The organism is Desulfovibrio sp. DV (assembly GCF_001936595.1).
In the GTDB taxonomy this organism is placed as follows: Bacteria; Desulfobacterota; Desulfovibrionia; order Desulfovibrionales; family Desulfovibrionaceae; genus Solidesulfovibrio.
In genome coordinates this window covers 127,917-145,071 of sequence record NZ_MLBG01000001.1, presented here as the reverse complement: position 1 = coordinate 145,071, position 17,155 = coordinate 127,917, and the positions used below count along the sequence as shown (strand labels likewise).

Sequence of the window (17,155 nt, the reverse complement as noted above, 5' to 3'; positions counted from 1 at the left end):
GCGTAGCAGAAGGGAAAACGGGGTCAAGTCGCAACGGTGTTGACGCACTGGGGCGGCTCTCGTTTAGCGTAGCAGAAGGGAAAACGGGGTCAAGTCGCAACCGGTTCGTCAACGACGTGATGGCCGAGCGGAGCGTAGCAGAAGGGAAAACGGGGTCAAGTCGCAACGGGTCCGAACGGCAGGGGTCACAAACACCCAGCGTAGCAGAAGGGAAAACGGGGTCAAGTCGCAGCCCCATCCGTGGCGTTTTCTGGCCCGGACAAGGCTTTGATCTCATTGTTTATATCAATTGACGTTTGTTTATATTAATAGACAACGATTCCGTTTCGCCCTAGAAGGGCCACATGAGCGCCCACCCGCACCTCAACCGTCTAGCGGCCCGTACCGCCCTGCCCCTGCCGCTGTATCTGGCGCCGGTTTCGGCCGGATTCCCCAGTCCGGCCGAGGATTATCTGGATCAGGCCCTGGACCTCAACGAGCTGTGCATCGCCCATCCGGCCGCAACCTTTTACGTGCGGGCCAGCGGCGATTCCATGCGCGATGCCGGGATCCACTCCGGCGATGTCCTGGTGGTGGACCGGGCCATGGAGCCATTGCCTGGGCGCATCGTCATCGCGGCCGTGAACGGCGAGCTGACGGTCAAGCGCCTGCGCCTGCAGGACGGCCGGCTGTTCCTCATGCCCGAAAACCCGGCCTACACGCCGCTTGAAGTGCATCCGGAATCCTCATTCGAGATCTGGGGCGTGGTCACCTTCGTCATCCACCGGACCTGAGCGCCATGGCTGCCGGCCGGATCCTGGCCCTGGTGGACTGCAACACCTTTTACGCCTCCTGCGAAAAGGTGTTCGTCCCATCCCTGCGCAACCGGGCGGTCGTCGTGCTGTCCAACAACGACGGCTGCGTCATCGCCCGCTCAGCCGAGGCCAAGGCCATGGGCATTCCCATGGGCAAGCCGGCTTTCGAATGCCACGAGCTGTTCCGACGCCACGACGTGGCGGTCTTCTCCTCAAACTATACTCTCTACGGCGACCTGTCGGCCCGGGTCATGAAGACCCTGGCCCGCTTCACCCCGAATCTGGAAATCTACTCCATCGACGAGGCGTTCCTGGATCTGACCGGCATGCCCGGCGACGTGGCCGGCTACAGCCGGCATATCCGCGAAACCGTTGTCCGCTGGACCGGCATCCCCGTGTCCATCGGCCTTGGCCCCACCAAGACGCTGGCCAAGGTGGCCAACAAGCTGGCCAAGAAGGATCCGGCGCTGGAAGGCGTGCTGGACTTCGGGACCTGCCCCGATCCGGATGCGCTCCTGGAGCGAGTCAACGTGGAAGATGTCTGGGGCATCGGCCGGCGCTACGCCGCCATGCTCGAACGCCACGGCGTGACCAACGCCCGCCAGTTCCGGGATCTGCCTCGGGATTTTGTCAGGAAGCGGATGACCGTCGGCGGCCTGCACACCCTGCTCGAGCTGCGCGGCATCCCATGCATCGATCTGGAGACCATCGCCCCGGCCAAAAAGTCCGTGGCGGCCTCGCGGTCATTCGGCAAGCCAGTGGTGCATATCGAGGAGATGCGCGAGGCCCTGGCCGTCTACGTCACCCGCGCGGCAGAACGCATGCGGGCGGGGCGCTTGGTGGCCAACGGGGTCACGGTCTGGGTGCAGACCAACACGTTCATCGCCGGCGAACCGCAATACGCCAATTCCGCCTTCGGCGCGTTGCCGATGGCGACGGCCCACACGGCCGAGATTCTCACGGTGGCGCTGCAGGTGCTGGATCGCATTTTTCGGAAAGGCTACCGCTACAAAAAGGCCGGCGTCATGCTGTCCGGCCTGGAGTCCTTCGGCTGCCGCCAGCTCTCCCTGCTGGAGCCGGCCACCCTGGCCAACCCCAAAGGCGAACGCCTCATGGCCGTCCTGGACAAGACCAACGCCCGCTGGGGGCGCGACACCCTGCGCTTCGCCGCCTGCGGCATCAAACAGGACTGGAAAATGAAGCAGGCCATGCGGTCGCCGCACTACACCACGTCGTGGCTGGAACTGCCGGTGGTGAAGACCTAACCCCTACCCCGGCAGCGCCGGCCAGACCACCGCCGCCTCGATGGCCCGCTTGCCAGCCAGCCGGATGGCCTCCACCGCATCCCTGTTGACGCCACTAGGCGTCCCACCTCAATGTCAAGAGAAACAGGGGCGTATAGTTCTCGGGGGCTGGCCATGGTGGGTCATTCACAAGACAAAAGAAAGACCCGTTTAAGCAGAAAAGTACCTGCGAAAACGGGTCTCGCCGTGCGTTTTGTAGAAGGCACGAAACGAAAATGCGAACTGGCCCTATTGCTTAGTCAATGTGCCTCCCATAACCCAAGCGATGGCCTTTTCTGGAGAGAAAGCACTTCCATTATTTTGTATAACGAATGAAGCAGAATTATTGCTAACCACTAACTCAGCCCTTAAATCCATAGCCATTCTTGCCGTACTTCCAGGACTTCCGATATCAGCAAAACCAGCATAATTAAAAACCAAACGATTACCAACCAAAATCCCTGGTATATTAGTAAAACCCCAAGTTCCCATACAAAAGCTAGGGATTGAATACGTTACAAGATACACGCCATTGGTCGCTGAAGCTGATACAGTCACTGTTATATCAAGCCCATCACAACGTTGATCGCCAGAACCATCCCAGGCATGAGATGCAGCAACACCGGTCCCAGTCCAAGTTCCAATAGGGTTTACTGATGATTGGGCTTTTACAATAGCAGGAATAAAGTTCAATAAATCATCTTCAGCCGCATAAACACAAATTGACATCAGAACTATACTTACAACTCCAAGCGTTGAAAGCATTCTTCGCAAGGCAATTTTCATAACTTTTTCTCCCCCTGGTTCTGTTCAAGAACGAGACTTTTGAATTTGAGCCAAAACGATTCCATATAGGCTTTGACTACATGTGAACATTTTTGTGGTCAACCGACGTAACACCGCAAGCGTGGTCAAGCTGGTCAATTGGATTGACCTAGAGTTTTCTTGGACACCCAATTTTACTAAAAGAGGCTCCGCTCTTTACGCCGGCAGCGCCGGCCAGACCACCGCCGCCTCGGCCGCAGCAATCCCGGCCAGGTCCCCGGCCGCCTCGACGGCCCGCTTGCCAGCCAGCCGTGCGGCCTCAACCGCGTCGCCATAAGCCCACCAGGCATCGGCCATGGCCACGATCACCTCGGCCACGGCCTGGGGCGTGTCGGCCGTGATGCCGACCTCGCCGTAGATGGCCGCATACTGCTGTCTAAACGCGGCCAGCTCTTCTGGATCGTCCGGGACCACCGCAGCCCGAAACGCCCGGGCCTGCGCCTCCTTGCGCTGATAGCGGGCCATCTGGGCCGAGCCCGGGGTGATGACCTGGTTGCACAGGGATTCGGCCGTGGTGTCGATGCGAGCACAGGCTTGGGCTTGCACCTCGGTCAGAGCCTCCCGCCCGCTCAACCACTCCCCGCCAAACCTCGGCAGTCCGGCCGGCGGATCGACCAGGGCCACGCCCTCGGGCAGCGTGGCGGCCAGGATCGCGGCGGCCTGCTCGTCAGATGCCCGGTAGACGGCATAGACGCCTTCCCGCATGACCGGGGCAACGATGACTGTCTGGTCGGGACCGTACTGGCCGGGCGTCTCGACGATCTGGCCGACGTAGGCATACTCGCCGACAGGGTGAGCGGACCCGTCCATGCCGGCCGTGGTCAGGCCAGAAGCCGTCAGGGCTGCAAGGATTGCGGCCTCGTCGGCCGCGTGGAAGCAAAAGTCTTTCATGATAATGCTTGCTCCTATGCGGTGATACTTTTCATGGCGGCGTCTGACAGTTCTTGGGGGAAATGGGCAAAATGCCCTATAGTGCTATTCCAGGGCTGTGTAAGCGACAAATCGTTGCCAAGGCGAAGAGTTGACAACCCAAACATACGTGTGAAGTTACTCTTGAGTACGTTCCCTCCGTTAACACACACTTTAAAAAGAGAAGTGTTGTAAGACATAACCAGTCGGATGGGAACATTGTTCGCAAAAGTTCCACAATTTATTCCAATGTTCACGCCATTACTAAGAGTAGTTAGCCAAAGAATCTCATCAGTGTAGCGGTACAACATTATCAAATTTAGCCATGTTCCGTCGTCGATCATGAACGCCATTTGCCCTAGTCCGGGTTGCGGCAACGCCTTTGCCGTCATCGCCTGTATATAAAATGACCCGGCACTGGCATTAAATTTGAAAGACGACACGGGGATCGTCCAAACATCGGCAGGACGCGTCACCGCCGTTGCTGCTGAAGGAACGAGGCTGGACGCGTACCTGCCCGCCTCTAATTGCGGACCCCAAATATACAACCCACTAGAACCATCGCCAGCATATGTACGATTACCGTCATTCAGCGCAGTGGAAAGCAAAAATGAAGCGGACGTTCCCTGTGTTTTCTTCGCAGTGAGCGTGCATAATGAGTATCCATCTTCTGCGTCTTCAATTTTAGCTTCAACGTCTGTCCAGGGGGCGTACCCAGAAAGAACAAAGCATGTCTTTGATACAAGGTCGTATATCGCAATGACAACAGATGTAACGTAATCAGAAAGCTGCAATACTAACACGCTGCGGCCTGCAGGCTTTACTTTTATCTGTTTAATGTAAATTCCGTTCGGAGCAACGGCCGTATTTGATACCATGTAATGGAATCCGTTAGATGTGTCTTCTACTATTTTGTAAGCGGTCATCGTCCCGTCAGGGGCCTTTACTGCATTGGGAACGATAGAAGCACCAAGGAAGGCCCAACTATTAAACGTGGCGCTGTCAAAGATGAGGTTGGTAGCTTGTCCCTCTAACAACCACCCCTGTAAGTTGCCGGCAAGGTCACAATGCCGACGAACGGATGCAGCCGGCACTGTTTCCATTATCCCCGTAGGTCCATCACGATATGCTGCAATCGAGCGAGCAAACGTCCCGATTGGCACGGCATCGGACGTAGCGTCCCGGCAAAAAAGATTGAGTGTCGGCGGAATGATGCCGGAAAACTTGCCAAGCGTGTCGCGGATGGCTTTGGCCGAAGTGGCCGCCGCCTGGGACGCCGATGTCGCGGCGGCTCCAGCGGCGAGTGAGGCCCCATTGGCATTCATCTCTGCCCTGTCGGCGTCGGCAGCCGCTGCATCCCTGGCGGCGATACCCACGTCCCGCGCCGCTTCTGCCGCAGTTTTCGCCGCGATAGCCTCAGTAACCGAGCCGGCGGCATCGCCGGCCCTGTCGTTGGCATTCATAGCCGCTTCAATCGCAGAGTCTCTGGCTCCGCCAGCGGCGGTCGCACGCATGTCGGCAAAACTGGCGCTAGATGCCACGGACGCTACAGCGTTGTTGAGCGCCGGAATCACCGCGATGAGTTCATCGACCATGTTATCAAGCTCGGCAAGCGAGGTGTCCATCGCATCGTCAAAATTCCCTGTCGTCCGGCTCGGCGGCGTAGACAGCGGCGTCAGGCTCGGTATCGTCATATCACCCCCTAGATGAGGCCCTGGACCTCGAATTGGATCGTGGATTTTTCGCCGTTGGGAAGGTTCGGGTTGACCTCCTTGGCGAATCCATACACAAGCAGCGCCTCGGGTTGAAAACCGGTCTCGCCGTAGGCCACGAACATGCAAGCCAGCCCGTCGATGTCGTCCAGGCGTTTTTGGATATGGTCTATTTGCGACGTATCAAATGTTGCTTTGAATTTTAGGTATTTTGCAGTCTTTCCCTTGCTCATTGAAACATCGCCGAAGTCATTCGTGGTGACCTTGGAGAAAGAAAGACGACTTGGAGTGACATCCCACTGTGTCTCGCCCAAGTAGACCGCCTGCCCCATTTCAACCTTGCCACACTGGGCCGTGCCACCCTCCCCGGCGTCGATGCGGATGCGCAGGCGCGACCCGCCTCGAATGGGGATTGGCGTAAAAATATCCCTGATAAATTCCGGGGTAGTAAAACAGTACTCGGTGTAGGTGTAGGTCGGTTTGAGGAGCGTCCAAGTCTTGGACCAGATGACCACGTCGCCCATCATCAGATCCAACGTCAGCGTCTTGCCGCGAGCGCCGAAGACTCCAACAGAGTCACATCGCGATGCCGAGGTGGTCACGTCCATGAGATCATCCACGCTCGTAGCCGTGTTGATATACTCATCAAACATCTTGTAGGCGTTGGTCGCCCCCCGGTCGCTCCAGGCCGGGTCCGTGCCGACCAGGTTATCCGGGGGAAATTCGCCGGCCTCGGTGGCGCGCAGGGAGTAGTACAGGCGGTGGCGCGCCGAAACCATCACCAGGTGACCGGCCGCGTAGACAGTATCGGCGTCCCACTCATCGGCATCGGTTTCGGGCACATTGGTCGAGAGGAGTGTAATGGGTCGCGGGATCACAATTTTCATGGCTGCACCTGCACAGTGAGATAATTGTCCTTGCCGCCGCACCGGGCCAGCATGGAGGCGATTTCCCGGGTGTTATCGGCAATGCGCTCCTGTGTCCCGCGCAGCTGGTCACCCAAACGGCCTACCTCACGGCGCAGCCCCACCACCTCGGCGGCCAGATCGTCGCGGCCGGACACAGCCGGTGCGCCGCCGCCGAGCATCACGCCCTGGATCCGCTCGGCCAGCAGCAGCAACATGTCTGTCTGGCGCTCGGTGAGCACGGCCTCACCCGGCTTGCCCAGCACAAACACCGAGTCCTCACCCGGGATCCCGCCCTCGATCATGCCGCCGGTGGCAAAACCATATTCGGCTTTGAGCGCTGCATAATTTTCGTAGGCATCCTGGTAGTCCGCATACGTCGAGGCCACGCCCGACGGCAGGATGCCGAGGTTGGCGACATACGGCACAGCCGCTTGCCAATCGACATAGCCGGTCCCTGTGCCAATACCCGGCTCGCGGAGGAACCAACCGATAAGACTCTGGATCGTGATATTCCCGGCACGGAGAGACGCCAACCAGTTGGGGGTGCCGTCCGGGGTATTGCCGTCAAGGAGATGCGCTATCCCCTGCCATCCCGTGCCCGTCGTGGCAAAGGCTGCGAGGTAATTGCCGATGTCCGATCCCTGCAGTGCAGCCGAGGCCTGGGCCAGATACGCATCGGCCTCGCTTTTGAGCTGCGCCACCTGGGCCCGGTGGAGCGCCTCCTGTGCCGCCGCGATCTGGTCATCCGTCACGGTCTCGCCGATGTCGCCCAGGTCCTCACCGATGCCTGCCCCGGACGTCGCCAGCCGGGAGAGCATGGAGGTGATGTAGTCGACGCCGGCGTCGTACACGGACTGATCGGCCGTGGAGGCGCGCAGAGAGGTCAGGTAATCCTTGGCGTAGCCGGTGACATTGGCCATGGCCTCGGTGTCGCCCGAGGCGGCCGCGGCGTACTGCTCCTCGAAATAGGCCTTGGAGTTGGTGGCCACGGTCGCGGCGTCGTCGGTGGTGTACGAGCTGCCGGTGCGGATCTCGTAGATGGTGGCGTAGATGTCCTCGACCATATCGTTGATGGCCGAAGCGATGGATTTGAGCGAGTCAATGATGTCGTCGGCCAGATCCTCCTCGCCGGCCTGATACCGGGCAAAGAGGGCGTACAGCTCGTCGATGGCCGACTTTGTGTTGCCGGACAGGGCATCGAGCAGATCAGCCTGGGTGCGGTACAGATCCTCGAGGTCGGACTGCATGTCATCAATGACGTCCGACCAATATTTTGCCAGCTCGTCGAGCTGCACGGCCATCAGCTCGGCAATGAGATCGTCATCGAGGCCGTCGGCGTAGGCCTGGGCCAGCTCGTCGGCATAGCCGGCCACCATCTGGAGCGCCTCGGCCTCCTCCTCGTAGCCATCGATGGCCGCCCGGCGGGCAGCCAGGTCGGAGCGCATGGCCCGGGTGGCCTCGGCCAGGGCTTCGCCCGTCTCCTGGATCATGGCGATGATTTCGGCCCACTGCGCCTGCTGCAGCGCCTGAAACAATCCCTCCTCGCTGGAGCCCGGCGACCAGTTAAACGTCCTGGCCAGCTCGGCCAGCTCCAGGGCGTTCTCCTCGATGGCGATGCCGACCAGGGCCGAGGAGTCGCCCACGGCCTCGGCATAGCGCTTGTTGGCGTCGCGCAGCTTGTCGGCGTAGTCGGCCTGGTGCTCGGCGATCTTGGCCGCCAGCTCGGCCGCCTGGACCTCCTGCAGCCGGGCGATGACGGTCGCGTCGTAGCCGGCAGCGCGGGCATCGGCCAGTTCCCACTCGGCAGCGGCGGCCAGCTCGGTTATCTCGGCCTCGTAGTCCAGGCCCCGGGCCTTTTGCAGCCGCGCATCCAGGGACTGGGCCATCTGGGTCATGGCGTCGTTCCAATCGACCAGCGCCTCGGTGACGCTGTCGATGTTGGCCACCCAGCCGCTGGCCTTGCCCCAGGCCTCGAATTCGTCGACGGTCAGGCCGTCCTTGATGGCCTGGTCAAATTTCGTCCAGAAATTGTCGACCGTGACCCCGGCATCGCCCAGCTTGCTGATGGCTTCGGCCGCCTTGTCCTCGTAGTAGCCCAGGTTTTCGGCATACGCGCCGATGGTGTCGAAGACGTTGGCCGTCAGGTTGCCCATGATGGCGGCAAACGCATCCTCGCCGCCCACGGCCTTGAGAAGATCCTCGGCATAATCAGCGGCCAGCAGGTTTTCCAGCTGCTGGTCCGTGACGGCCAGGGCCTGGCTGCCGTCGCTGGCGTTGGCGGCCAGTTGGGCCAGCTGATCAGAGGTCGCTCCCATGGACTGGGCCATGGTCATGATGGCCTGGGAGGTGCCCTGTGCCGTTTCCACAGTCTTGGCCCGCAGGGTATCGATCTGGTCCTGGGTGATCTGGGCCACGTCCCGGACCTCATAACCGTAAGCCGAAAACGTGCCGACCACGGTGGAGAAGGCGGCAGAGAACTCCCGGATCTGGTCAGCGTAGGTCTGCCCGTCGTCAGCCAGCACATCAAACGCGCCGCGCAGCCCTGCCTGCTCCAGGGCCTGGAAGGCCAGGGCGTTGGTCCCGGCCTCGATGTAGTCCCCGACCTGATCGTTGGTCAGGTTCATCTCCGGCATTTCAAAATTGTCGAGCAGCTTATCGACGGTGAACCCGAGGTTCTCGGCCGCATCGGAGAATTCTTCGGCAGCATTTTTAAACGCGTCGGAGATCTGGCGCGTGACGGCAGGATCGGACGCGCCGGTGCCGACCACCGAGCCGTCCGAATAAAAATCGACGCCGGAAACCGCAGTCCTGCCGCCGGCATAATTGACGTTGTAGCCCGATGCCGTCTTGGTCGGCTCCTTTTCCTGCTCCCCAAACAGCCCGGAGAGCAGGCCCACCACGCCGCCAATGGCCCCGACCACCCCCAGGACCGATCCCACCGTACCCAGGACCGAGGTGGCCGACATGGCCGCTGTCTCGGCCGCGCCGTAGGTCGAGGCCATGGCCGTGGCGCCCACGGTGTTGTAAGTGCTGGCCGCAGCGCCCAGGGACGAGACGTCGATGCCCTCGGCAAAGATATCGGCCAGGGCGTTGCCGCCGCCGACAAACAGCGAGGTGCCGGACGATCCGGCCGTGGTCAGGTATTCGCCGACCGACTTGCCGGCCGACGAACCGAGGTAGTCACCGAGCGATTTGAGGGCATCGACTCCATCGCCTATCGAGCTGCTGGACGATTTTGTGCCGGTCAGACCGGACAGGGACAAGCCGCCGGAATCGGAACCGGCCCCGGAGAAGGCCCCGCCCAGGGCATCCGTAAGCTGCTGCTTGATCCATTTTTCGATAAACGAGGCCAGGGAATCCGCCATCCGGGCCAACAGGTTTTGCCACAGATCCTCCACCGTGGCCGTGCCGTCGGCAAATATCCGCACGGCATCGCCGGCGCTGCCGGCAAGAGCATCAACCGCACCCTCGGTGCTCTCGATGATGCCGTCGGCCATGGAGTCATAGCCCCGCTTGGCTTTCGTGACCTCGCTCTCGTACCCGCCAAACGCCAAGCTCCACTTGGCGGCCAGGGTCTCGCCGAAGGTGCCGGCGTACTTCGCCTGCTCCTCAAGCTGCGCCTTGAGGAAGGCATCCCACTGCCCGGCCTCGTAGACTTTGTAGGCCGTCTCGTCGCTGGCGTTTTGCTTGACCGCGGCGAGGTGGTTCTCCAGGGCCTTTTTCTCGGAGGCCCAATACTGCTCCGAGAGTTTGCCGCCCTCGCCCAGGCGGTCCAGCTCTGCCTTGAGCACGTGTTGTTGGTAGGCATCCCAGCGGGCTTGGGCCTTGGCAACGGCAGCGGCATCCTCCTGGTCGGTGGTGGCCCGGGCCTCGCGCAGATCCTGGACGTACTGCTTGTAGCCCTCGAGCCAGTCGGCCGCTTGAAGCTGCTCCGGATCGGACAGGTAGGTGCCCATGTCCCGGGCGTACTTGGCCGCTTTGTCCAGCTCCTTCTCGAAATCCTTGAGCTGGGCAATCATGTGCAGCATGGGCCAGGCGGCATCCGCCGCCACCCAGGCCCGGGCAAAATCTTCGGTGTCGCCCTTGGCCCCTCTGGTGTTTTTGCGGATGTCCGCAAAAATCTTATCAAACGTCTTGTCGACCTTGAGGGTCTCGCCTTCCAGGCCGCCGGACAGGGAGTCGGACAGGCCGGCGATGGCGTACTCGACCTGGTCAAAATACGACGCGGCCCGGTCGCCGTACCGCTCGGCAGCCAGGGCGGCGTTTTCGGCTGCTTTACTGGAGTCCTTCAGCGCAACCTTAACGCCGTCTACGGCCTTTTTGGCCTTGTCGACTTTCGCCGGCGTGTCACCCGGGAACATTTGGGCCAGCTCGGGGATGGTCCCAGTGCTGTCTCCCGCCATGAGCGCCTGGGTGCGCGCCTCTTTGGCCTGGGCAGCAGCATTGGCGCGCACTTTGTCTCCGGCGGCCTGCAGCTTCTTGGCCAGCTCCTCGGGACCGGACAGCGCCCAATCGCCAAAGGCCATCTCGCCTTTGACCACGGCGATGCCGGCGGCAATGGTGTTGGCAAAGGTCTGGTATTCGCGGGTGGCGGCCATGACCATGGAGGTGATGGCCTGGACCGACATCTCGATGCCGCCCAGGGTGGTGATGATCGGCCCTTTGTTGGCGACAACCGTGTCGGCAAACGTCTGCATCCCGGCCGTCATCATGGGGGCCAGCTCGCCGCCGAACTCGATGGCCATCTGCTTGAGGGTGGCGTCGTAGTTGTCTTTGACCGCCTGGGACGTGCCCAGCCAACGCTGCCAGGCCTGATCGGTTTCGTCCGATCCCTGGCGCACCCCGTCGAGGATCCCGGTGTAGCGCTCCCATTCCTGGGCCCCAAGGCCGGCAATGCCGGTCAAGGCCTCGGAACTCTCAAAGAGTTTGCCCATGGAAAAGCCGGACGCTTCGGCCACGGCCTGGAGCTTTTGCAGCGTCCCGGCGAACCCGAGCTGCTGCACCATGGCCTGTCCGGACTCATAGCCCAGGGCCTTGAGCACCTTTTCCATGTTTTCGGTCGGCTTGTAGAGACCGACCATGATGGCCTTCCACTTGGTGGCGGCCTCGGAGGTGGAGCCAGAGGTCTGGGTTACCAGGGCCAGACCGGCAGCCATCTCCTGGGAGGTCACGCCGACCAGGTGGGTGACCTCCGCCACATCGCCGATGACCGGCACCAGCTCGGCGAAAGACGTCTGGCCCAGGTTGTCGATCCGAAACAACAGATCCGACGCCTCGGTGGCGCTGCGGATCTCGCCGTCATACCCGGCCATCAGCTTGGTGAGGCCCTTGACCGTCTCGGACTGGGACACGTGAGCGGCCTTGGAGGCCTTGGCCGAGGTGGTGAGCAGGTCCATGGCCTGGGCCGAGTCGGTCGCGCCCGAGGACAGCACCTGGTAGTAGGCCCCCATCATGGCCGTGGGGTCGCCCATGGACCGGGGCAGCCCCTTGATGGTGGCGTCGATGGACTCGAGGCTGTCCGTGGTCACCCGGCTCATGTCCGTGAGGTTGGCCTCGTAGCCGACAAAATCCATAAACGCCTGCCCGGCAGCCCGCGCTCCCTCACGCATGGACAGGTAGGCCGCAGCCACCGCGCCGGCCCGCTTGGCAATGCCGGCCAGGGAGATCGACGCCTTGTCGCTCTCCCTGGTGGCCACGCCCATCTTGGCGGCGAGGTTGGTGTACTCCTGGGCGGTCAGGCCGGCGTATTTGCGGAGATTGTCCAGGGCGCGGGTGGCGGTGTCGGCGGCCATGCCCTCGCGCATCCGCTTTTCCAGGCTGGCCATCTCCTTGTCGGTCATGCCGGCGGCCTGCCCCACTCCCTGGAAACTGGCGCTGGCCCGCTTCATCCGGCGGTCGACGTTGACCGAAAAGGATTCGGTGAGGGAGTCGGCCCGCTTGAGCGCGGCCTCCAGGACCTGCCCGTCCGCTGTGATGTCCACCCCAAGGGTGCCGGCCTTAATCCGCATGCGTCACCGTCTCCCTGTCCGATACCGTTTATCCGCCTCGCGCCTGGCCTCGGCCTCTTTGGCCTGCTCCCGGTAGATGAGCCCGGCCAGGGTCTGCACCTGCTCCATGACCTCGGCTTGATTGCCGACCCCCTCCAGGTCCATGATCGTCTTGACGGCCAGCACGTTGATGTCGATGCGGTCGCCCATGGGACCGACGATCACCTGCCCGGCGCAGCGCAGATAGATGGCGCAGGCCGTGGCGTTGTCCGGGTGCAGGTCGGGGCGGCAGGTGGCGCAGGGTGGGCCTTTGCGCTTGCGCTCCCGATCCGCCGGGGTGTCCCAACGAGTCTCCTTAAAGACCCGCCTGCACTCCTCGCAGGTTTTGCGCCCTGCCCCGGACAGCCACAGGCCTACGCTTTCGAGTTTTTTCGGGCCGCCTCCCGCTCGGCCGCCACCAGTTCGGTCAGGGCGATCCGGCTCTTGCTGACAAACGGCCCGAAGGTTTCGTCGTCCCGGGCCAACAGGATCTTGTTGGCATCGGTGCAGTCCATGGGCTTGCCGTCAGCACCGAAAACCTTTTCCCAGTCAATCACCGCCGCGCACAGATAGGCGTAGCGTTTGTCGCCCTTGGCCGGATTGACCTTGATTTCCTGCTGCATTTTGCCGGCGGCGTCGGGCCGCAGCATGGTCTGGTACAGTTCGATCTGGTCCTCGATGTCGTTCACCTCGCCCTTCTTGAGGTGCTTGATTTTGACTTTCGCCCCGTCCGGGTCTTCCGGGATGTCGAACCACTTCACCCTCTCGCCGCTCAGTCTCGCCATGTGCTTTCCCCTTGCTCCCCGTGGTGATGGGCGGCCGGCAGGCCGGGGATACCTGCCAGGGCACACGCTCCGCATGTGCTTTGGGCCGCCCAAAGATTGATGCCGATTACAGCGTCCCGCCATGCAGGGTGATCTCGGTGCCGACAGCGCCGTCGACCACCACCTTGACCGCGCTATCGAGGGTGATCTCGCCGGCGGCCACGGTCTTGATCAGGTACTGGCCGTTATTGCCGGCGCTGCCCTCGACAATGAGCGTCTGGCCGGCGGCAAAGCCAGCGAGGGCGAACCCGGCATCCGCGTCGGTGATCTTGTTGCCGACGGCCACGAAGGCAATGCCGTCGCCGGTCAGGTGCTTGACGAACATGGCGAACAGGCCGCCGCAGGTCATTTCGCCGGACAAGGAAAAGATGCCGTTTTTATCGGCCTCGCCCGGACTGTGCTTGGACACCTGCCAGACCGCGTTGGGATCGTTGGCCAGATCCGGGGCCAGGAAATTGTCATAGTCGATGTAGACCCGGGCATCGTTGAATTTTTCGTTTTTCTTAAGGTACTGCTTGAGCACGTCCTGCCCGGCGGTATCGCCGGTGAGCATGTTGCCGCTGTAGGTGATGCGGCCGAGCTTGCCCGTGGTGGTGAACTCGATGTCGAAATCCCGCCGGAACTCCGAGGCGGTGATGACGTCACGGGTCAGGCCCGGCAGGCCGATTTTATTGAGGCCCTTGACCACGGCCTGATCGACGCTGCCGGACTTGAGGACCAGCGCGGCATCCACGGCAAGTTGAAAGTTCGCACGTTCCATGGAGTCTCCTTACAAAATGGTTTCAACGAGGCCGGACAGCTGGATGCCAGCCTGCCACACCCCGTCATCGTCCGGCAGGGTGGGCACGTCCTCACCCCGCGAAAGCTCAAAGGGAGCCAGCCCCGGACCGGAAATGACCCGGCCCTCGAACAAGTCCAGGGCCAGACCGGCCAGCTCCTCGACCTGGAGGGAGCCGGCCCCGAACACCATCACCTGCAGCGACACGGTGTCGATGCGCTCGGTGATGGTGTCGCGCGGCATGGCCACCGGGATGGCCAGCACGGCATAGGGCTTGGGCCAGTCCCGTTTGGCCTGCAGATAGGCCAGCCGGCCGCCGACGCCGAGGGCAAAGGGACTGTCGGCATGGGCCGCAAACCAGGCGGTCAGGGCAACGCGCAGCTTGGGGCGCACCGAGGCACGGACCGGCAACCGGCTCACGAGTCGCCCCCCTTGCCCTGCATCCGGGCAGCCACCCGGGCGAGGTCGAACTTTTCCACGGCCGGCCGCAAAAACGCCTTGGCCGGGCGTATGCCGGTCCCGAACTCGACGTAGGGCGCGTAGGGTTCGCCGGCCTCGACAAAACCAGTGATCACCGTGCCGTCGCGCTCGGTGCCCACGGTAATGGACGCCTGGAGTTTCCCGGTGCGTACCGGCACCAGCCGCTGGGCCTCGGGGAGGACCTCCTGGCGCAGTTCGGCCCCCATGGCCTGCTCCGCTCGGCCCATGATCGTCTCGTAGTGGTCGGAAAACATGCCCATTACGGCTGATCCTCCTGCCGCGCCTCGGCCTCGAACGTGGTCCAGCCCCGGGCGTGGTCGGTGTAGGCGCTCGTCACGTGGAGGACCTCGTGTGGTGTGCGCATCTCGCAGCCGGCGGCCAGCTCCGGACAGGCCGGCAGCCAGCCGTGGCGATAGCCCAGGCCAACCAGCCGGGCCGCGGCCACCCGCTCCTTGCCGGCCAGGGCATGGACGGCGGCCTGTCCGGTCCAGATCAGGACCGGCGCGGGCGCAAAGCCCATGGCCCCGTCATCGGTCTCGACGATCCGGGTCACGGTGACGTCCACGACAAAGACCCCCAGGGCGAGGCCCAGCACCAGCATGTCGCTCTCGGGCCAGGAGTCGGCGACAAACCACGTCCGGCCGTCCTGCTCCAGGAGGTGGCCGAAAGCCGGCGCGGCCGGCAGCTCGGACGGCCGGACCCAAGCCTTGCCCAGGCGCACCTGGCCGTGATCGACCGTGGTGCGCAGCGCCGTGCAGATGCCGGTCCAGGGGTCGGTGTCCTCGACCACGGCCAGGATCGGCGCGGACACACCCCCGGCCGAGTAGCTGGCCGGGGCGGCAAAGGCGGCCACAAAGGCCCCGGCGTCGTCGATCAGCACGTGGCCTCCGCCTCTTCCTGGCAGGCCACGCACCGGCAGGCGGTCGGCAGGATGTCCAGCCGGGCCGCCGGGATTGGCTCGCCGCAGTCACGGCAGACAATGCGTCCGCCCGCATACTCCTGCTCCTCGACGTGCCGGCACCGGGCGCAGTCCAGGGCAGCCTGCCGGTGCATGACCTCGGTGGCCTGGGCCTGATCCGCTTCGTCCGCCATATCAGCTCCTTGTCCTGTAGAGGCAGGGGCGCAGCCACTTGGCTATGGCCCGGCTCCACCGGTTGGCTTGCTCGGTTGAGATTCCCAAGTCCTTAAACCGACAGTATAAATGGAAGTCATTAAAGTAATGCTGGAAGAAATCGCGCATCACTGGCCGCCCGGCTTGGCCTGCCCCTCGTAGCAATCAAGGGCCGCGTCCTGCTGCTCGGCGTAGGCGCACCGGCGGTCATCCCGCTCGAGCAGGAGGTTGATGTTGGCCGGGGTTTCCAGGCGTTGCTCCGGATCCAGAGGCGGCAGCTCGGGAGCCGTGGGCCGGGGGCAGCGGGTGTAGGCCTGATGCACCGTGATGGCCGCCGGCGTCGGCGCGCAGCCGCTACCGACAGCCATTAAGATGCTCAATAGCGCGGCGGCACGTCGCATCGTCTACCACTCCCCCCGTGCCCGCGCCGGCAGCCGACCGGGGCACGACTTTGACGTTACGGATGATCGTCACCCGGTCGGCCGCCCTGGCCTGGACCCGGGCAATAGTCTGCTGGCAGGCCTCGACCTGACCGGCCAAGGCATCGCGGCCGGCGGTCAGGGTCTGCTGGTCGGCCTCAAGCAAGGACACGCGGGTGTTGGCCTCCCCCAGTTCCCGGGCCAAGACCGCGATCCGGGTCTCGGACCGGGCCAGCTGCACAGTCTGCCAGCCCAGGGCAGCCAGCAGCACAACCAGGATCAGGCCCGAGGCCACAGTGAGCGCACGGTTAATCACGACAGGCACCTCCCCCAAAACCGGCCTGGAGGTAGAGCGGCTCCAGAGCCAGCAGGATGCGGCGCGGATAGCCCCGGTTTTCGCGCCAGTTCGCGGCCGAGCGGCCGGCGTTGACGGTCTCGACATGGTCCCACCATGCCTCCGGGGACAGGCCCTGGCCGGCGGCCATTTTGGCGTCGCGCCGCACCCAGCCGAGGCCGCCGTTGTAGGCTGCCAGGGCAAAGGCCATGCGATGGCAGTCGCTGGCCGCGTCCAGGCGATCCCACAGCCACTTGTCGTAGGTGACCAGAGCGCGGATGGCCCAGGCCGGGTTGTACGGTTCACAGGCGGCCAGCTCCGGCACGAGATCGGCAATCCAGGACGCGGTGGCCGGCATAAACTGGGCCATGCCCTGGGCCCCGACCGGGCTTTTGGCATCGGTGCGCCAGCCGGATTCCTGGTGGATCTGGGCGGCCATGGTGGCTACCGGCGCATCCAGGCCCCAGATGCTGCGGGCGTTGCGGGTCAGTTCGGCCCGATACTGCAGGGCCGCCCGGGGGATGCCGCGCACGGTGGCGGCCGCAGCCGGCACCGGCTTGGGGACAACCGGCCCGGCCGGGGCTACGCTCGGCGCGGTGGCCTCCGGCTTGGCCGGCTCCGGGCTGTTGCAGCCCGAGACGATGCAGGCGGCCAGGACAGCCGCGCAGACCATCGCCAGGACGGACAGGATGTCGCCCGCGATCACCCGCTCTTCGGGCCGCAAGCGCAGGGCATGGAGCAGCCGGCCCATG

At 63.1% G+C, this 17,155-nt stretch carries 17 protein-coding genes; 2 read left to right on the top strand and 15 right to left on the bottom strand.

Going from position 1 to position 17,155, the window contains the following annotated elements; translation table 11 throughout:
• Positions 1 to 344 precede the first annotated feature (344 nt).
• A complete protein-coding gene (locus DVDV_RS00595) occupies positions 345 to 773 on the top strand; it encodes a LexA family transcriptional regulator (protein WP_075352791.1) in 429 nt (142 codons plus the stop codon).
• A 5-nt stretch (positions 774 to 778) separates the two neighbouring features.
• Entirely contained in the window at positions 779 to 2,059 is a 1,281-nt protein-coding gene (locus DVDV_RS00590) for a Y-family DNA polymerase (protein ID WP_075352790.1), read from the top strand.
• A 267-nt stretch (positions 2,060 to 2,326) separates the two neighbouring features.
• Here the strand turns inward: DVDV_RS00590 and DVDV_RS21975 are convergent, their stop codons facing one another.
• From DVDV_RS21975 to DVDV_RS00520, 15 genes are all read right to left on the bottom strand, one after another.
• Complete coding sequence (locus DVDV_RS21975) at positions 2,327 to 2,863, bottom strand: hypothetical protein (protein WP_139311466.1); 537 nt, start codon at positions 2,861 to 2,863, stop codon at positions 2,327 to 2,329.
• Between the two features lie 195 nt (positions 2,864 to 3,058).
• Positions 3,059 to 3,793 carry a hypothetical protein gene (locus DVDV_RS00585; protein WP_075352789.1) on the bottom strand — a complete coding sequence of 245 codons (735 nt, stop codon included), beginning with the start codon at positions 3,791 to 3,793 and terminating at the stop codon, positions 3,059 to 3,061.
• Positions 3,794 to 3,807: 14 nt separating this feature from the next.
• A complete protein-coding gene (locus DVDV_RS00580) occupies positions 3,808 to 5,505 on the bottom strand; it encodes a hypothetical protein (RefSeq protein WP_139311465.1) in 1,698 nt (565 codons plus the stop codon).
• Positions 5,506 to 5,513: 8 nt separating this feature from the next.
• Complete coding sequence (locus DVDV_RS00575; RefSeq protein WP_075352787.1) at positions 5,514 to 6,410, bottom strand: hypothetical protein; 897 nt, start codon at positions 6,408 to 6,410, stop codon at positions 5,514 to 5,516.
• Positions 6,407 to 12,439, bottom strand: a complete 6,033-nt coding sequence (locus DVDV_RS00570; RefSeq protein WP_075352786.1) for a phage tail tape measure protein — start codon at positions 12,437 to 12,439, stop codon at positions 6,407 to 6,409. The genes DVDV_RS00575 and DVDV_RS00570 overlap by 4 nt, the downstream gene beginning before the upstream one ends.
• 3 nt (positions 12,440 to 12,442) lie before the next feature.
• On the bottom strand, positions 12,443 to 12,628 hold the full coding sequence (locus DVDV_RS00565; protein WP_075352785.1) for a hypothetical protein: 186 nt from the start codon (positions 12,626 to 12,628) through the stop codon (positions 12,443 to 12,445).
• Between the two features lie 203 nt (positions 12,629 to 12,831).
• Positions 12,832 to 13,242, bottom strand: coding sequence for a hypothetical protein (locus DVDV_RS00560; RefSeq protein WP_075352784.1), 411 nt, complete (start codon positions 13,240 to 13,242; stop codon positions 12,832 to 12,834).
• 106 nt (positions 13,243 to 13,348) lie between these two features.
• Positions 13,349 to 14,041 carry a hypothetical protein gene (locus tag DVDV_RS00555; RefSeq protein WP_075352783.1) on the bottom strand — a complete coding sequence of 231 codons (693 nt, stop codon included), beginning with the start codon at positions 14,039 to 14,041 and terminating at the stop codon, positions 13,349 to 13,351.
• Between the two features lie 9 nt (positions 14,042 to 14,050).
• Positions 14,051 to 14,479 carry a DUF3168 domain-containing protein gene (locus tag DVDV_RS00550; RefSeq protein ID WP_075352782.1) on the bottom strand — a complete coding sequence of 143 codons (429 nt, stop codon included), beginning with the start codon at positions 14,477 to 14,479 and terminating at the stop codon, positions 14,051 to 14,053.
• Positions 14,476 to 14,799 carry an HK97-gp10 family putative phage morphogenesis protein gene (locus DVDV_RS00545; RefSeq protein ID WP_075352781.1) on the bottom strand — a complete coding sequence of 108 codons (324 nt, stop codon included), beginning with the start codon at positions 14,797 to 14,799 and terminating at the stop codon, positions 14,476 to 14,478. Before DVDV_RS00545 ends, DVDV_RS00550 begins: the two co-directional genes overlap by 4 nt.
• On the bottom strand, positions 14,799 to 15,419 hold the full coding sequence (locus DVDV_RS00540) for a hypothetical protein (RefSeq protein ID WP_075352780.1): 621 nt from the start codon (positions 15,417 to 15,419) through the stop codon (positions 14,799 to 14,801). Before DVDV_RS00540 ends, DVDV_RS00545 begins: the two co-directional genes overlap by 1 nt.
• Positions 15,413 to 15,631, bottom strand: a complete 219-nt coding sequence (locus DVDV_RS00535) for a TraR/DksA C4-type zinc finger protein (RefSeq protein WP_075352779.1) — start codon at positions 15,629 to 15,631, stop codon at positions 15,413 to 15,415. The genes DVDV_RS00540 and DVDV_RS00535 overlap by 7 nt, the downstream gene beginning before the upstream one ends.
• 147 nt (positions 15,632 to 15,778) lie before the next feature.
• Complete coding sequence (locus tag DVDV_RS00530) at positions 15,779 to 16,018, bottom strand: hypothetical protein (RefSeq protein WP_254845169.1); 240 nt, start codon at positions 16,016 to 16,018, stop codon at positions 15,779 to 15,781.
• A complete protein-coding gene (locus DVDV_RS00525; RefSeq protein WP_075352777.1) occupies positions 16,005 to 16,385 on the bottom strand; it encodes a hypothetical protein in 381 nt (126 codons plus the stop codon). Before DVDV_RS00525 ends, DVDV_RS00530 begins: the two co-directional genes overlap by 14 nt.
• Positions 16,378 to 17,154, bottom strand: coding sequence for a transglycosylase SLT domain-containing protein (locus DVDV_RS00520; RefSeq protein WP_368482899.1), 777 nt, complete (start codon positions 17,152 to 17,154; stop codon positions 16,378 to 16,380). The genes DVDV_RS00525 and DVDV_RS00520 overlap by 8 nt, the downstream gene beginning before the upstream one ends.
• Position 17,155: the final 1 nt, after the last annotated feature.

What these genes read in the sequence shown, in the direction of transcription:
- DVDV_RS00595 (WP_075352791.1), top strand. Translation starts at nt 345, where the DNA reads ATGAGCGCCCACCCGCACCTCAACCGTCTAGCGGCCCGTACCGCCCTG.
- DVDV_RS00590 (WP_075352790.1), top strand. Translation starts at nt 779, where the DNA reads ATGGCTGCCGGCCGGATCCTGGCCCTGGTGGACTGCAACACCTTTTAC.
- DVDV_RS21975 (WP_139311466.1), bottom strand. Translation starts at nt 2,863, where the DNA reads ATGAAAATTGCCTTGCGAAGAATGCTTTCAACGCTTGGAGTTGTAAGT.
- DVDV_RS00585 (WP_075352789.1), bottom strand. Translation starts at nt 3,793, where the DNA reads ATGAAAGACTTTTGCTTCCACGCGGCCGACGAGGCCGCAATCCTTGCA.
- DVDV_RS00580 (WP_139311465.1), bottom strand. Translation starts at nt 5,505, where the DNA reads ATGACGATACCGAGCCTGACGCCGCTGTCTACGCCGCCGAGCCGGACG.
- DVDV_RS00575 (WP_075352787.1), bottom strand. Translation starts at nt 6,410, where the DNA reads ATGAAAATTGTGATCCCGCGACCCATTACACTCCTCTCGACCAATGTG.
- DVDV_RS00570 (WP_075352786.1), bottom strand. Translation starts at nt 12,439, where the DNA reads ATGCGGATTAAGGCCGGCACCCTTGGGGTGGACATCACAGCGGACGGG.
- DVDV_RS00565 (WP_075352785.1), bottom strand. Translation starts at nt 12,628, where the DNA reads ATGGGCGACCGCATCGACATCAACGTGCTGGCCGTCAAGACGATCATG.
- DVDV_RS00560 (WP_075352784.1), bottom strand. Translation starts at nt 13,242, where the DNA reads ATGGCGAGACTGAGCGGCGAGAGGGTGAAGTGGTTCGACATCCCGGAA.
- DVDV_RS00555 (WP_075352783.1), bottom strand. Translation starts at nt 14,041, where the DNA reads ATGGAACGTGCGAACTTTCAACTTGCCGTGGATGCCGCGCTGGTCCTC.
- DVDV_RS00545 (WP_075352781.1), bottom strand. Translation starts at nt 14,799, where the DNA reads ATGGGCATGTTTTCCGACCACTACGAGACGATCATGGGCCGAGCGGAG.
- DVDV_RS00535 (WP_075352779.1), bottom strand. Translation starts at nt 15,631, where the DNA reads ATGGCGGACGAAGCGGATCAGGCCCAGGCCACCGAGGTCATGCACCGG.
- DVDV_RS00530 (WP_254845169.1), bottom strand. Translation starts at nt 16,018, where the DNA reads ATGGCTGTCGGTAGCGGCTGCGCGCCGACGCCGGCGGCCATCACGGTG.
- DVDV_RS00520 (WP_368482899.1), bottom strand. Translation starts at nt 17,154, where the DNA reads ATGGGCCGGCTGCTCCATGCCCTGCGCTTGCGGCCCGAAGAGCGGGTG.